Genomic DNA, 15268 nt, shown 5'->3' on the forward strand with positions numbered 1-15268 from the left:
CCGCGGGCCGCCCGGACGGGGCGGGCGCGGCTCCGACGCCCGCCCCGCCCGGTCAGTCCCAGGACGTGCCCCGCTCCAGCGCCACCAGCTCGAACGCCGTCTTCCCGTCCAGCGACTCGCGGACGATGTCGGCGTGGCCGGCGTGCCGGGCGGTCTCGCGGATGAGGTGCAGGCACAGCCACCGCATGGAGACGCGCTCGTCCGGCGGGAACCAGGGCTGGTCCGGGAGCGGGAAGGTGTCGTCGAGGCTCGGCACCGAGCGGATGAAGGCCTCCGTCTCGGCCGCGGTCTTCTCCCAGTACGCGAGCTGCGACGCCAGGGTCTCGTCGCCGACCAGCTGGAAGCACTCGTGCCAGTTCGCCTGGTTCCGCTCCACGGCCGGCGGCTCCTGGCGGGCGCGCGCCAGCCAGGCCTGCTCGACCTCGGCGCAGTGCTTGACCAGCCCGGCCAGGGTCAGTTCGCTCGCGCTGGGGCGGGACCGGGCCTGCTCCTCGGTCAGCCCGAGCACCGCCCGGCGGATGCCGCCGCGCTGTTCCGCGAGGAACGCCAGCAGCGCCCCGCGCTCGTCTCCGTGTGCCTCGGCTCGCACGTGCGTGACCATGACCGGCCGCCCTTCGTCGGGGTCGTCTTTCCTGACACCGACGAAGCTACGGGCCCATGCGGTCAGATTCTGTCCGCAAGGGCCCGTCGTCCGGAGAAAACCCGGAGGCCTAGAACGGGAAGCCGCTCCGGCCGTGCTGCACCGAGATCCACTTGACCGTGGTGAAGGCCTCCAGGGTCGTCTCGCCGTTCAGGCGGCCGAGGCCGGAGTGCTTCTCCCCGCCGAAGGGGACGAGCGGCTCGTCGTGGACGGTGCCGTCGTTCACGTGGAACATGCCGGTTTCGATCTGCTGGGCGAAGCGCACGCCGCGCTCGATGTCACCGGTGTGGACGGCGCCGCTGAGGCCGTACGGGGTGTCGTTGACGATCCGGACCGCCTCCTCCTCGCCGTCGAAGGGGAGGACGAAGACGACCGGGCCGAAGACCTCCTGCCGGAGCAGGGCCGAGCCGACGGGGACGTCGGTCAGCACGGTCGGTTCGACCAGGTTGTCGGTGGCGGTGCCGCGCACCAGGGCCGTGGCGCCCTCGGCGATCGCCTGCTCGACCACACCGGACACCGCGTCCGCCTGCGACGAGTTGATCACCGGGCCGATGACCGTCTCGGGGTCGCGGGGGTCGCCGACCTTGAGGGACCTGACCTTGGCGACGAACCTCTCGGTGAACTCGCCCGCCACCGAGCGGTCCACCAGCACCCGGTTCGCGGCCATGCAGACCTGCCCCTGGTGCACGAAGCGGCTGAAGACGGCCGCGTCGACCGCGTAGTCGACGTCCGCGTCGTCGAGTACCACCAGCGCGCTGTTGCCGCCCAGTTCGAGCACCGAGCGCTTGAAGTGGGAGGCGCAGACGGTGGCGACGTGCCGGCCCACGGCGTCGGACCCGGTGAAGGAGATGACCTTGGGGATCGGGTGCTCGATGAAGGCGTCGCCGATCTCGGCGATGTCCGTGATCACGACGTTCAGCAGGCCGCCCGGGAGACCCGCGTCCTCGAAGATCTTCGCGATGAGCGAGCCGCCGGTGATCGGCGTGTTCTGGTGCGGCTTGAGCACCACCGCGTTGCCGAGGGCGAGGGCCGGTGCGACGGACTTGATCGACAGCAGGAAGGGGAAGTTGAAGGGGCTGATCACACCGACGACGCCGACCGGGACGCGGTAGACGCGGTTCTCCTTGCCGTCGATCGGCGAGGGGATGATCCTGCCCTCGGGGCGCAGCGCCAGATGGATCGACTCGCGCAGGAACTCCTTGGCGAGGTGCAGTTCGAAGCCGGCTTTCAGACGCGTGCCGCCGAGCTCCGCGGTGATCACCTCGGCGATCTCCCGCTCGCGCTCCTCGATCAGGCGCAGCGCCTTCTCGAAGACCGCGCGGCGGCTGTAGGCGTTGGTCGCCGCCCACTCCTTCTGCGCGCGGGCGGCCGCCCGGTAGGCCTGATCGACCTCGTCGGCCGTGGCTATCGTGATCGAGGCGAGTTTCTCGTCGTCGAACGGGTTGAAGTCGATGATGTCCCAGGAGCCGGTTCCCGGGCGCCACTCACCGTCGATGTACTGCTGTGCCAGGTCGGTGAAGTAGGACGACATGTGATCCCTTTCCCCCTGCTGCCGAGGCGGTCGAAGCAGTCGGAGCCCGATCAACTCCCGATCACTTCACGTTCAGGTCTGTCTGATCACGCGTCATCGTACTGTCGTCGCACACCAGTTGGGCCTTCGCGCAGGCGTTCCGGCGAAATCCCCGGGACGGGATCCGGGGACGGCGTCCGTGACCTGGGCTAGGACAGGGTCAGCAGCCCGCGCAGCAGGTCGCGGCTCTGGTCCGGACCCGGGCTGTCCTGCTGCAGCTCCTTGAGCGCCTTCTCGTACTGGGCGACATCCTCGCGCTTGTCCAGATAGAGGGCGCTGGTGAGCTGCTCCAGGTAGACGACGTCCGACAGATCGGACTCCGGGAAGCTCAGCAGCGTGAAGGCGCCGGACTCGCCGGAGTGCCCGCCGAAGCCGAACGGCATGACCTGGAGCCGCACATTGGGCCGCTCGGAGACCTCGATCAGGTGCTGGAGCTGGCCGCGCATCACTTCACGGTCGCCGTACGGCCGTCGCAGGGCGGCCTCGTCCAGGACGATGTGCAGTTCCGGGGCGTTCTCGGAGACGAGGTACTTCTGCCGTTCCAGGCGCAGCGCCACCCGCCGCTCGACGTCTGCCTCGCTCGCGCCCTGCATACCGCGCCGGACCACCGCGCGGGCGTACGCCTCGGTCTGCAGCAGGCCGTGCACGAACTGCACCTCGTAGACCCGGATCAGCGACGCCGCGCCCTCCAGGCCCACGTAGGTGGGGAACCAGCTGGGCAGGACGTCGGAGTAACTGTGCCACCAGCCCGCGACGTTGGCCTCCCTGGCGAGGGAGAGGAGCGAGGTGCGCTCCGCCTCGTCCGTGATGCCGTACAGCGTCAGCAGGTCTTCGACGTCTCTCGTCTTGAAGCTCACCCGGCCCAGCTCCATGCGGCTGATCTTCGATTCCGAGGCGCGGATCGAGTAGCCCGCCGCCTCTCGCGTGATCCCCCGGGCCTCACGCAGTCGCCTGAGTTGCGAGCCGAGCAGCATGCGCCGCACCACCGATCCGGGCTCTCCCGCGCTCACGTTCGTCAGCCTCCCCAACCCCGTCCTCAAGGGCCGCAGTCTGCCACTAAATCACTTCGAGCAGTACTCGCGCGATTACACAAACGGAAAGAGATCGAAGAAAGTGCGCAGTCGGCGGCACGAAGGGGGCACGGCGAGGGCGAGAAGAGGGCGGAAAAAATGGCCTGTAAGCGGTACGTGAGGGTCCAATTCGGTCACGTGCACGTGCATCTGCCCTTGCATCTGCTGTACGCATCCGAAACCATGGTCCCGCGCCACCGCTGCATCGCAACGACCGCGAATTCCCGGGAGTGCCTCGCATGGGGACGAATGGATCGACCATGCTCGAGCCGTTACGGCAGGGCCTTCCGCCGCTCGACCTCGCGGCCGTGTCCAACGCCGCCTCCTGCGCCCTGCCCGCCCGCTACGAAGCAGTGCGCGAGGCACGGCAGTTCACTCGCAGAACGCTGGACCAGTGGAACACGGGCGACCGCTTCGACGACGTATGCCTGGTGGTCTCCGAACTGGTCACCAACGCGCTGCGGCACGCACTGCCGGCGTCCACGCCGCGGACCGGCGAGCAGAGTTCGCCCGTGCGCCTGCACCTGATGCGCTGGACCGAGCGGTTGGTGTGCGCCGTACGCGACCCCAGCCGGGACAGCCCGGTCGCCCGGGACCCGGACGACTGCTCGGCGGAGTCGGGTCGCGGCCTGTTCCTCGTCGACTCCTTCAGTGACAGCTGGGGCTGGCAGCCGCTCTCCGGCGCGCTGAACGGCAAGGTGGTCTGGGCACTGTTCCGGCTCCAGCCGGCCGAATGACGAACCGCGGCGTCGAGCGACGCCGCGGTTCTACGCGCGTCACCAAGCGTTACGCGCCGATTGCCCCGAGGCGCCCCCGGCCCGAGGCGGCATCAGCCCACGATCAGGTGGTCGAACTCGCCGTCCTTGATGCCGAGCAGCATCGCCTCGATCTCCGCACGCGTGTAGACGAGCGCGGGACCGTCGGGGAACCGCGAGTTGCGCACGGCCACCTCTCCCCCCGGCAGGCGCGCGAACTCCACGCAGGATCCCTGCGAATTGCTGTGCCGGCTCTTCTGCCAGGCCGCCCCGCTCAGTTGCGTGGCCGCCATGCCGTTGTGCACGTCGTACCCCCCGCGCACGCCCTCAACGTCGTGGTCCACAGGTCGCTCCCCGGTGGTGCACTGGCTGGTGTGGCCATTGATGCATCGGTCAACTGACCCGGATCATAGCCCCGTTCAAGTGCAGATGCATGAGCAGATGCACGTGCACGCGCAGTGGTGCGGCCGTTACAGCTTTGACGCTCGCTTTGCTCGAACTGTTGCTGCGTCTGCCCAGGAACCCTCAGTACATGCGAGTGCCGCCCCCCGTCCATGATCGGCCGCGCCGCCCTCGGCGCGGGACCGTCCGGATCCGATCGGTCGTGCTCCGGTAGTCGTGCTCCAGTAGGAGACGCTCGCCGCGGCCTTCCTGTTCCAGCGTCCGTGTGCGGGTCCGGCGGACGGGCCGGAGAGGCGAGGTGAACGGGAGCCCACGGCCCCGCCGGCCGGGCCTGGTAGCTTGCTGCGGTCGTTTCGGCCCACGCTTGGGAGCTGCCAGTGACCACGCCGACCCTCTCACCTGTCTCCCGTACCGTCGCGCGCCGCCGGACGCGGATCGCGGCCGCGGCCGTGACCCTGGCCGGCGCGCTCGCGCTGACCGCCTGCGGCAGTGGCGGCGATGCCAAGGGCGACGCCTCGTCCACCGCCGACGCCTCCCCCACCGCCACCGCGGGCAGCGGCGGCGGCACCGGCGGCTCGACGGGCAAGGACGCCGGCCTGGAGGGCAGTTGGCTCGCCACCACCGGAGGCAAGGCGGTCGCGCTGGTGATCACCGGTGCCAAGGCGGGGCTGTTCACCACCGGCGGGTCCGTGTGCAGCGGGACGGCCGGCGAGGAGTCCGGGATGCAGATGATCCATCTGAAATGCGCGGACGGTGGCAAGGACCGCACCACCGGCATGGTGGAGTCCGTCAACAAGGACACCCTCAAAATCACCTGGGAGGGTGGTCTCGGCAAGGAGACGTACACCCGTTCCGAAGGCGGGACGCTCCCGCCCGGCCTGCCCACGGCGAGCCTCGGCTCCTGAGTTCACCGAGGTCGGCGCGGTGTGGTCGGCCCCGGCCGTCGCACCGGCGCCGGCCGGCCCGCGCGGGGTCCGGGTACGGCGGCCGAATGCGGCCACGCGCGGCGCGCTCGTGCGCGATGATCCTGGGGCATCGTCACGGACCCCAAGGAACCACCTCATGCGCGCGATTCCGATCACTGTCACCGCCCTCGCCGCGGCCCTCCTCCTCACCGCCTGCGGCAGTGGCGGCAGCGGAGGCGGCGACGACACCGGCAGCAAGAACACCGACGGCACGGCCTGCCGGATCGGCGACCTCGGGGTGCAGGTGGGCCCCGCCAACACCGCGCCCGCGGCAGGCGACTCCGGCGACGTCCCGGTCACCCTCGCCAACCACGGCGCCCAGTGCACCCTGCAGGGATTCCCCGGCGTCGGGCTGGCCGCCGGGAGCACCTCGGCGACCGTGGCCGCGGACAAGGCCGGCGCCCCGCAGAAGCTGACCCTCGCCAAGGACGCCACGGCGACCTTCACCCTCACCTATGTGCGGGGCAAGGAGGGCGACCCGAACAGCCTGGCGGCGAAGACGCTGAAGCTCACCCTGCCCGGAGCCACCGACAGCAAGAGCTTCACCTGGTCCTACGGCCCGGTCCAGGGCAAGAAGGACGCGACCGACCCGAACGCCACGGTGACCGCCTTCACTCAGGCCGGGGACTGAGGGGCGCGGGCCGGGCGGCGCGGGGACTGGGCAACGCGGGTTGACGGCGCGGCTCGGGGGCCGGGCTACCCGGCGCGGCTCGAGGGCCGGGCCGCGGGTTGACGGCGCTGCTCGGGGCCCGGGTCGGCGGCGCGGCTCGGGGCCCGGGGGATTGCGGCACGCGCGCCACTCCGCTCGCGGCGTGCGCTTCGCCGTGGGCGGCGCGGGGGTCAGCCCAGTCGTGGGCGGGATCTCATCTGTGCCCGGTCCGCCGCCTGGGCGCCCTCCGTCCAGCCGTCCACGTCGCTCACCCCGCGCAGGCGGGTGGTGGTCGTCTCCGGGAACAGGCGGTCGAGACGGTCGGTGACCGCCACGTCCCGGCTCGCCAGCACCGGAAGCAGGTCCTCGGTGACCTGGGTCTCCGCGGCGGCCGCGAGACGGGTGCCTATGCGGTGGGCGTAGGCGGCCAGGAAGGACTGCCGGAAGGTCTTGGTCCGCTTGCGGCCGCCCGCACGTTGCGCCGCCTCGGCCCTGGTCATCGCGGTCGTGGCCTGGACGAGCAGCGAGGTGTAGAGGATCTCGACCGCCTCCAGGTCGGCCTCGAAGCCGACGACGGTGGAGAAGCCGAAGGGTTCGTTCCACACGGCCCGGCAGTGGTTGGCGGTGGCGACGGCGTCCAGCAGCACGGCCTTGGCCTGCTCGTACGGCGGCTCCACGCCGATACGGCAGGCGCCGGGAGCGTCGCGGGCCTGGGCGCGGGACGCGAGCAGCGCCTCGTCGATGCTGTGCCGCGCCATCAGCTCCTGCGCCTTGGCGCTGAGCGCCTCCGCCTCCTCCGGAAACCCGGTCGCCTCCGCCTTGGCGAGCAGCGCACGGATACGGGTGAGCATCCGGGAGCCGGTCCCGGGCGCCCGCTCGGCGTCGGCCCGCGTTCCGCGTTCGGGCCCACCTTCGGACCCGCGACCGGAACCGGAACCGGCACCGGCACCGGCACCGGCACCCGGCTCGTCGAGGGCTTCCAGCGTGGGCAGCCGCAGCAGCAGGCGGTACAGCTCCAGGACGGCGGTGGCGTGCGTGAACCGGTCGGTGCGAGCGGGCTCCTCGCGGATCAGTTCGTCGAGCTGGGCTGCCCAGCGGCGGCCGCGCGGCCGGTCCGCCGGCGCCTGGGCGCGGACGAGCTCCGACAGAAGGCGCAGGTGCGCCTCGTCCAGTTCCCGCCGCACGATCCGTACGACGTCGGCGGGCTGCCAGCCCCGCCGCCATGCCGCCGCCACGAACTCCTGCCCGCGCCGGGCGAGTTCGGCGTCGGCAGCCGGGTCGGCCGCGAGCAGGGAGGCGCCGAGGTCGAGGGAGTCGTCGGCACGGGCGTAGAGCGCGGCCTGGAAGGCGCGGTCGACGGTGCTGGGATCACTCACGCGTCGATCGTGCCATGAGGCCGCGACACCGCATCCACACCCTGTGGACAACTTTTCAGGCACCGGCGCCGCGGCCACCAGTTGTCAACTTCGGGTTGACGACCCCCCGCTGTCAACCTAAGGTTGACACATGACGAACCCCGCCATCAGGTCGTCCATCCGTCTCGACGACCTCATCTCGGCCATCAAGACCTCCCACCAGGAGCCCCTCGAACAGCTCCAGGACGCCGTGATCGCCGGCGAACACCTCGGAGAGGTGGCGGACCACCTCATCGGGCACTTCGTCGACCAGGCGCGACGCTCGGGCGCCTCCTGGACCGACATCGGCAGGAGCATGGGCGTCACCCGGCAGGCCGCGCAGAAGCGGTTCGTGCCCAAGGAACCGACCGACCCCGACCCCAGCCAGGGCTTCAGCCGGTACACGCCCCGCGCCCGCAAGGTCGTCATGGCAGCCCACGACCGCGCCCAGGCCGCCAAGAGCGCCGAGGGGCTGCCCGCGCACCTGGTCCTCGGGCTGCTCGCCGAGCGCGAGGGCCTCGCCGCTAAGGCCATCCAGGCGCAGGGCGTCCCCCTGGACACGGTCCGCGAGGCCGCGACCGCCGCGCTGCCCCCGGCGTCCGCCGACGCTCCCGAGCTGGTCCCGTACGGCCCGGCCGCCAAGAAGGCCCTGGAACTCACCTTCCGCGAGGCCCTGCGCCTCGGCCACAACTACATCGGCACCGAACACATCCTGCTGGCCCTGCTGGAGCTGGAGAACGGCACGGGCCCCCTGAGCGACCTCGGCCTCGACAAGACCCGCACCGAGGAGTACGTCACGGCGGTCCTGGCGGAACTACTGGAGACCCGCACCCAGGAGGAGCACAGGGAACAGGGAGAACAGGGAGAACAGGAGCAGCAAGGAGGACAGGGCGACTAAGGGGAACGGACGGACCGAGACGTAGCGGCGGACCACCCCGGAAACACCGGAAGCCCACCGGAACCCGCAGGTCACGGCCGTTGTCAGACCCGCCTGCGACACTCGCGGCATGACCGGCCGGTGGGCGCTCGCCCCGACCGAGGACGGCGGCGCTCAGGTCGCCCCCCTCGGTCCGGACGGGCTGGCCGCCGGGCCGGTGCGCCGGGAGCCCGACCTCGCCGCGGCCGTGAGCGGGAGGCCCGACGTCGCGCGGTGGGTGTGGCGGTCCACCGCCGAGGTCTATCCGCGCCTGCTCGCCGCGGGGGTGCGAGTGGAGCGGTGCTACGACATCGAGGACGCCGAGACGCTCCTGCTCGGCCACGAGGGGCGCTGCGGCGAGCCCCGTTCGGCGGCCGCCGCGCTGGCCCGGTTGCGCGGCGGTCCCGTACCGCCGGATCCGCCGCAGCGGTCCGCCGCACCCGGCGCGCAGTCGGCCCTCTTCGAACCGCAGGGCGCGCGCCTCCCGCTGGAGGACCTGCTCGCGGTCTACGCCGAGCAGCGGCGACGGCACGACCGGGCCGCCCACCCCGACCGCATGCGCCTGCTGACGGCCGCCGAGTCGGCCGGGATGCTCGTCGCCGCGGAGATGAACCGCGCGGGCCTGCCGTGGCGCGCGGACGTGCACCGCCAGGTGCTGCGCGAACTGCTCGGCGAGCGCTACGCCGGCGGCGGCGAGCCCCGCCGTCTCGCCGAACTCGCCGACCAGGTGTCGGCCGCCTTCGGCCGCCGGGTGCGGCCCGATCTGCCCGCCGACGTCGTGAAGGCCTTCGCCCGGGCCGGCATCAAGGTCGGCTCCACCCGCCGCTGGGAGCTCCAGTCCGTCGACCACCCCGCCGTCGAGCCCCTGCTCGCCTACAAGCGGCTGTACCGGATCTGGGTCGCCCACGGCTGGTCCTGGCTCCAGGACTGGGTGCGGGACGGACGGTTCCGGCCGGAGTTCCTCGCGGGCGGCACGGTCACCGGGCGCTGGGTGACCAACGGCGGGGGCGCCCTGCAGATCCCCAAGGTCATCCGGCGTGCCGTGGTCGCGGACCCGGGCTGGCGGCTGGTCGTCGCCGACGCCGACCAGATGGAGCCGCGCGTGCTGGCGGCGATCTCCCGCGATCCCGGTCTGATGGAGGTGGCCGGGCGGGAGACCGACCTCTACCAGTCCGTCTCCGACCGCGCCTTCTCCGGCGACCGCGCCCAGGCCAAGCTCGCCGTGCTCGGAGCGGTCTACGGCCAGACCTCCGGCGACGGCCTGAAGAACCTCGCCGCACTCAGACGCCGCTTCCCCCGGGCGGTGGCGTACGTCGACGAGGCTGCGCGGGCCGGCGAGGAGGGGCGGCTCGTACGGACCTGGCTGGGCCGCACCTGCCCGCCCGCGGCGGGGCGGGGCGACGACGCGGCGGAGGAGGCCGGCATCCCCGTGGCGGAGGACGGGGATACCGAAGGGGCCACCGACCGGCACCACGGGCATGATCGGCACGACCGGCACGACCGGCGTGACCAGCAGTGGATGCCCGGCTACGCCTCGGCCGACTCCCGCGCCCGCGGCCGGTTCGCGCGCAACTTCGTCGTCCAGGGCAGCGCCGCCGACTGGGCCCTCCTGCTGCTCGCCGCACTGCGGCGGACCTGCCGCGACATGGCCGCCGAGCTGGTCTTCTTCCAGCACGACGAGGTGATCGTGCACTGTCCGGCGGAGGAGGCCGACACGGTGGTCGAGGCGATCCGGGACGCGGCGGAGCTGGCGGGGCGGCTGACGTTCGGTGAGACGCCGGTCCGCTTCCCGTTCACGACGGCGGTGGTGGAGTGCTACGCGGACGCCAAGTGAGGGGGCCGTGTGAGTGCGCCGTGTGAGGAGGCCCCATGCTCGGGCCGGTCTCAAGCCGCCTCTTCGGCCCTGCTCAAGCCCCCTGGCCGGCCGTCGGCCGGGCGGTCCCGTCCGGCGGGCCGGCGAGCAGGGCGCGCAACTCGGCCGCCACCGCCTTGGCGTCCGTCCCGTCCAGCGCCACGAGGGCCGCGTGCCACTCCTCGTACGCTTCCTCGACGCGTCCCTCCTCCCTCAGCAGCAGCCCGTGCTGGTGCCGGGCGAGTCCGCCCGTGTAGCGGTCGGCGCGGGTGTCGGCGCGACGCAGCAGTTCGGCGCACTCACGGCGGGCGTGTCCGGCGCGACCGAGCTGCCGCAGCGCGCGGACGAGGCCGAGCCGGGTCTGCGACTCGCCGTGCCAGTCGCCGTGGCCGCCGAGGATGCGCAGGCTCTCCGCGAAGTGCCCGGCCGCGGCGGCCGGTTCGCCGAGGGTGAGGTGGGCGTAGCCGATGTTGCAGTGCGCGGTGTGCTGCACGATGACGGCGCCGATCTCGTCGCCGATGGCGAGCGAGAGCCGGTGCTGTTCGATGGCGGCGCGCGGGTCGGTGTGCTCGTAGAGGTTGCCGAGGTGGCTGTGGGTGACCGCCTCGCCGTAGGGGTCGTTGAGCTGCCGTGAGCACTCCAGGCTCTGCCGGAGTGCCTCGCCGGACTCGGCGTACCGGCCGAGTCCTTCGAGGAGCAGCCCGCGGTTGTTGAGGCCGCGCCGGATGCGCGAGGCGACGCCGAGCCTGCGCCAGATCGCGAGCGACCGGTCGTTGAGCACGAGCGCGTCGCTCTGCCTGCCGGTCAGGAAGTACAGCCCGGCGAGGTCGCCGAGGGCGTACGCCTCGGCCGCCTCGTCCCGCAGCCGGAGCGCCGCGTCGAGCCCGGCCCGCCCGAGCACCTCCATCTCGGCGACGCGGCCACTGCGCTGGGCGTACGGGAAGAACAGCCGGACCAGGACGGAGAGATGGGCGACGACACGGTCGCCGGCCGGCACGGGAAGGTCCTGCCGGGCGGGGGGCCGGCCGTAGCGGTCCGCCAGCGCGACGACGTTCTCCAGTTCCACGTCGCCCCAGGCGAAGGCCTCTTCGGGGCTGTTGAACGGCGGGACGGAGCCCACGTCCGCGCGGTGCCCGGGCGGCTGGGACGCGGTGGGGTGGCGGCGGTCCTCCCGGTCCAGGCCCGGCTCGACGATCGCGACGAGCGCGTGCTCGGCGACGGCGGCGTACCAGCGCAGGGCGGCCTCGGCGACGTCCGTACCCGTCTCCGCCCCCGCCCCTGCTCCGGGTCCGGCTCCGGCTCCGGTCCTTGGCCCGGCCTCCGCGCCGCTCTCCGCTCCGGCCCCTGCCGTGGTACCTGTTCCGGTCCCTGCCCTGGTACCCGTTCCGGCCTCCGCTCCGGTCCGGCTGCCGCTGCCGGCGCTCTCTTCGGCCTCCGCGAGTTCGCGGGCGAAGTAGCGCACCAGATCGTGGGGGGCGTACCGGCCGTAGGCCGACTCCTCCAGCAGGGCCACGTCGACGAGGCGGTCGAGGGCGGCCTCGGCGCGGCGCTCGTCGGTGCCGGTGAGGCGGGCGATCAGGGGTGCGCCGTACGTGGGCAGGTCGAGCGCGCCGATGCGGCGCAGGGCGACGGCGGCGTCCCGGTCGGCCTCGCGCTCGGAGGCGGCGAGGGCGTCGTGCGCGACGGCCAGCGAGCGGCGCACGCTCAGATCGTCGTACTCCAGATGGTGCAAGCGCTCTTCCGTGGCGGCCAGTTGACCGGCGAGCACGTCGGGGGTGAGGGCCCGGCGGGCGGCCAGCCGGGCGGCGACGACGCGCAGGGCGAGCGGGAGGCGGCCGGTGAGTGCGACGAGCGGGTGCCCGGCGTCGAGCCCGTGCCGCCCGGAGACCGCGCGCAGCAGCGCCGCGCTGTCCTCGCCGGACAGCGGCGCGAGCGGGAAGCGGCGGGCGCCGTCGAGGGCGGTCAGCGGCGAGCGGCTGGTGACGAGCACCGCGCACCCGGCCCCCGCCGGCAGCAACGGCCTTACCTGAGCGGCGCTCTCGGCGTCGTCCAGCACGAGCAGCGTGCGTGTAGGCGCCAGCAGCGAGCGCAGCAACGCGGCGGCCGCGTCGGGGTGTTCAGGAATGTGCCGCGGCTCGGCGCCCAGGTCGCGGAGCAGGGCGCGCAGCGCCTGGCGCGGGGTGAGCGGGGTCATGCCGGGGGTGGCGCCGTGCAGGCTGACGTAGAGCTGACCGTCAGGGAAACGTTCCAGCAGAGTGTGGGCCGCGTGCAGCGCGAGGGCGCTCTTGCCGACGCCGGCCATGCCGCTGATGACGGCGACCGGGCTGCCGCCGCCCGAGGACCCGGTCAGGGCCCGGCGCAGGGCCCGCAGGTCGTCGGCGCGACCGGTGAAGTGCGCGGGCTGCGGAGGGAGTTGGGCGGGCCGGGGCGGCTGGGGGCCGTCGTGGTCCGGTGCCGGCTCGGTGGAGCCGGAGACGGATACGCGCGTCGTCGCGGGGCCCCGGAGCACCTCCAGGTGGGCCTCCCGCACGGCCGGGCCCGGCTCGACGCCGAGTTCCCCGACCAGGCGGGCGCGCAGGTCCCGGTGGACGGCCAGGGCCTCGGCCTGACGACCGGTGCGGTGCAGGGCGAGCATCAGCTGACGGTGGTACGCCTCCCGCAGCGGGTGCCCGGCGGCCAGCGCCGCGAGTTCCGGTACGAGACCGGCGAGCCGGGTGCCGCCGAGGGCCAGCTCGGCGTCGTAGCGCCACTCCAGGAGCAGCAGCCGCGCCTCTCCCAGCCGCTGGACGACGGCGTACCCGCCCATGTCGGCGGGCAGGCCGCTCAGCGGCGCGCCCCGCCACAGCGCGAGCGCCGCCGTGCAGGCGCGCACCACCCGCGCCCAGTCCCGGCCGGCGTGCGCGACGCGCGCCTCGGCGAGCCGGGCCTCGAAGACGTGGAGGTCCAACTCGCCCTGGCCGACCCGGAGCAGGTAGCCGGGCGGCACGGCACGCAGCCGCTCAGGATCGTCGAGGAGGCGCCGCAGCCGGGCCACGTGGTTGTGCAGCGAGGCCTGCGCGGAGGCAGGCGGTGCGCCGCCCCACAGGGCGTCCTTGAGCGCCTCGACGGAGACCACCCGGCCGGCCTCCAGCAGCAGGGCGGCGAGCAGGGCACGGACCTTGGGGCTGCCGATGGGACGGACGGCGGGGAGGGGCAGGTCCTTCGGGACGAACTCCCCGGGGCCGGTCGGCCGGCACGGGACCGGGCCGTACAGCACGGGCGGCCCCAGCAGTCCGAAACGCAGCTCGCACCGCATCACGCCGTCACTGCCTTCCCGCGCGCCCCCCGCCTTCCCGTGCGGCCGGGACCGGCCGCACCGCGCGGCGGGCGCCCGCCGTCCTGGCGGATTTCCGCCCTCTGCACAGCGGTTTCCCGCCGCCTTTCACCGAGCGGCCCGGGCAGTTTTCCGCTACGGTTCGGGCCGTCTGCCGGTGCACCCCGGCGACTTCCAGCCAACTGGCCGACGACCATCGGGGGAACCGATGGCCACATGTTAGCGATCCGTTGGCGCGGCCTGATGTGATCACTGCATCGGATACGGCCCGACGGTGCGGGCGTACGCGCAACTCGGGGGAGTGTCGCCGCCGGCCGCATCCGGGGACGCGAGGGGTCCCGGTCGTCAGAGGTGAACGATCGGGGCCCTCGTCCGCTTTTCCGGGCCCCGGGTTTTCCTGGGGTCGGTTCTTCCGGGGGCCGGGCCAGATCTTCTGGGGCGAGCCAGGGTCCTCCGCGGCGGGTCAGACGACCGGCGGCCGCCCCAGCCGGGTGAGCCGCCAGACCGTTCGCCAGCGCATGGGACGCCGCTCGCCGGCGGGTTCGCGCAGCCCCTCCATGAACCCGCCGCACCAGGCCCGCAGCCCCGCGAGCGAACGGGTCCGCAGCAGCGTGAGAAGCGTCCAGACCCCCAGATGCACCGGGACGAGCGCAAGCGGCAGCCGCCTGCGGACGAGCCACACCCGGTTGCGGGCGGTGACCCGGTGGTAGATCGCGTGCCGGGCGGGCGAGGTCTTGGGGTGCCGGAGGAGCAGCTCGGGCGCGTAGAGGATCTTCCACCCGGCGTCGGCGGCCCGCCAGGCCAGGTCGGTCTCCTCGTGCGCGAAGAAGAACTCTGCGGGCCAGTCCCCCGTCTCTTCGAGCATCCTCATGCTCAGGGCGTGCCCGCCGCCGAGGAACCCCGTGACGTATCCGCCGCGCATCGGGTCGGACGCGCCGACGCGAGGCACGTGCCGCCGCTGGGTCTCGCCCTGCTCGTCGGCGATGCGGAACCCCACGATGCCGAGCCGGGGATCGGCGGCGTACAGGTCCCGTACGCGGCGCAGCACGTCCGCGTCGACCAGCAGCCCGTCGTCGTCCAGCTCGACGACCACGTCGGTGTCGCCGAACTCCCGGAGCCGGGCGAGGGCGACGTTCCGGCCGCCGGGGCAGCCGAGGTTCTCGTCGACGTCGACGGTGGTGACCTCGCCGGGGAGGGAGAGCCGGTGGGCGAACTCGGGCAGCCGGCAGCCGTTGCCGACGATCACGATGCGGGCGGGGGCGAGGTCCTGCTTGGCCACGGACTCCAGCAGGGCGTCGACCTCCGCGGGCCGGTTGCCCATGGTCACCACGGCGACGGCGATCCTCGGCTCCACCACGGCTCACTCACTCCATCCGGACGACGACGGCGCCCGCGCTCCCACCGCACGGCGCCCCTCGTTCACCAAGATGTTGTCCCAGCTCCCCGGGTTGTCCGCCCACCGACCTGCTTTACGCCCTCTTTGCGACGGTTTTCCGCGCACCGGACGGCACCGACCACTCGGGCCACACGCCGAAGGCCCGGCCGGAACATGTCCGGCCGGGCCTTCACAACAAGAGCCGCTTTCGGGATTCGAACCCGAGACCTACGCATTACGAGTGCGTTGCTCTGGCCATCTGAGCTAAAGCGGCGCGCTGCCGGGCACCATGGTGCGATCGGCAACGTCGGTAAGTCTACACAGTTTCCGGAGGTGCTTCGCACACGCCCCCGGGGCCGAGGACCCG

General features: G+C 73.0%; 12 protein-coding genes and 1 tRNA gene. 5 read left to right on the forward strand and 8 right to left on the reverse strand.

What is annotated here, in order from left to right; genetic code table 11:
- Positions 1-52: 52 nt before the first annotated feature.
- From ACIQ9G_RS18100 to ACIQ9G_RS18110, 3 genes are all read right to left on the reverse strand, one after another.
- A complete protein-coding gene (locus tag ACIQ9G_RS18100; protein WP_403610245.1) occupies positions 53-601 on the reverse strand; it encodes a DinB family protein in 549 nt (182 codons plus the stop codon).
- A gap of 109 nt (positions 602-710) precedes the next feature.
- The gene (locus ACIQ9G_RS18105) at positions 711-2171 is read right to left on the reverse strand and encodes an aldehyde dehydrogenase family protein (protein ID WP_403610248.1); all 1461 of its coding nucleotides are present in this window, start codon (positions 2169-2171) and stop codon (positions 711-713) included.
- A gap of 188 nt (positions 2172-2359) precedes the next feature.
- Complete coding sequence (locus ACIQ9G_RS18110) at positions 2360-3184, reverse strand: helix-turn-helix domain-containing protein (RefSeq protein ID WP_403611263.1); 825 nt, start codon at positions 3182-3184, stop codon at positions 2360-2362.
- Positions 3185-3519: 335 nt separating this feature from the next.
- Between ACIQ9G_RS18110 and ACIQ9G_RS18115 the strand changes: the two genes are divergently transcribed.
- Positions 3520-4017 carry an ATP-binding protein gene (locus ACIQ9G_RS18115; RefSeq protein WP_403610251.1) on the forward strand — a complete coding sequence of 166 codons (498 nt, stop codon included), beginning with the start codon at positions 3520-3522 and terminating at the stop codon, positions 4015-4017.
- Between the two features lie 92 nt (positions 4018-4109).
- Here ACIQ9G_RS18115 and ACIQ9G_RS18120 read toward each other — a convergent pair whose 3' ends face one another.
- Complete coding sequence (locus ACIQ9G_RS18120; protein WP_403610254.1) at positions 4110-4379, reverse strand: DUF397 domain-containing protein; 270 nt, start codon at positions 4377-4379, stop codon at positions 4110-4112.
- A 435-nt stretch (positions 4380-4814) separates the two neighbouring features.
- Between ACIQ9G_RS18120 and ACIQ9G_RS18125 the strand changes: the two genes are divergently transcribed.
- Complete coding sequence (locus ACIQ9G_RS18125) at positions 4815-5342, forward strand: hypothetical protein (RefSeq protein ID WP_403610256.1); 528 nt, start codon at positions 4815-4817, stop codon at positions 5340-5342.
- A 157-nt stretch (positions 5343-5499) separates the two neighbouring features.
- Complete coding sequence (locus ACIQ9G_RS18130; protein ID WP_403610259.1) at positions 5500-6033, forward strand: DUF4232 domain-containing protein; 534 nt, start codon at positions 5500-5502, stop codon at positions 6031-6033.
- Between the two features lie 209 nt (positions 6034-6242).
- Here ACIQ9G_RS18130 and ACIQ9G_RS18135 read toward each other — a convergent pair whose 3' ends face one another.
- On the reverse strand, positions 6243-7427 hold the full coding sequence (locus ACIQ9G_RS18135; protein ID WP_403610262.1) for a DUF2786 domain-containing protein: 1185 nt from the start codon (positions 7425-7427) through the stop codon (positions 6243-6245).
- A gap of 130 nt (positions 7428-7557) precedes the next feature.
- Here ACIQ9G_RS18135 and ACIQ9G_RS18140 point away from each other — a divergent pair, with 130 nt between their 5' ends.
- A complete protein-coding gene (locus ACIQ9G_RS18140) occupies positions 7558-8343 on the forward strand; it encodes a Clp protease N-terminal domain-containing protein (protein WP_403610265.1) in 786 nt (261 codons plus the stop codon).
- Between the two features lie 109 nt (positions 8344-8452).
- Positions 8453-10195, forward strand: a complete 1743-nt coding sequence (locus ACIQ9G_RS18145) for a bifunctional 3'-5' exonuclease/DNA polymerase (RefSeq protein WP_403610268.1) — start codon at positions 8453-8455, stop codon at positions 10193-10195.
- 73 nt (positions 10196-10268) lie between these two features.
- On the opposite strand, the gene ACIQ9G_RS18150 is transcribed toward ACIQ9G_RS18145, so the two are convergent.
- The 3 genes from ACIQ9G_RS18150 to ACIQ9G_RS18160 all read right to left on the reverse strand — a co-directional run bounded on the left by ACIQ9G_RS18150 (position 10269) and on the right by ACIQ9G_RS18160 (position 15175).
- Complete coding sequence (locus tag ACIQ9G_RS18150) at positions 10269-13508, reverse strand: BTAD domain-containing putative transcriptional regulator (protein WP_403610271.1); 3240 nt, start codon at positions 13506-13508, stop codon at positions 10269-10271.
- Between the two features lie 481 nt (positions 13509-13989).
- Positions 13990-14883 carry a glycosyltransferase family 2 protein gene (locus ACIQ9G_RS18155; RefSeq protein ID WP_403610273.1) on the reverse strand — a complete coding sequence of 298 codons (894 nt, stop codon included), beginning with the start codon at positions 14881-14883 and terminating at the stop codon, positions 13990-13992.
- A 218-nt stretch (positions 14884-15101) separates the two neighbouring features.
- A tRNA-Thr gene (locus ACIQ9G_RS18160) sits at positions 15102-15175 on the reverse strand.
- Positions 15176-15268 lie beyond the last annotated feature (93 nt).

The organism is Streptomyces sp. NPDC096152 (assembly GCF_044763235.1).
Classification (GTDB): domain Bacteria; phylum Actinomycetota; class Actinomycetes; order Streptomycetales; family Streptomycetaceae; genus Streptomyces.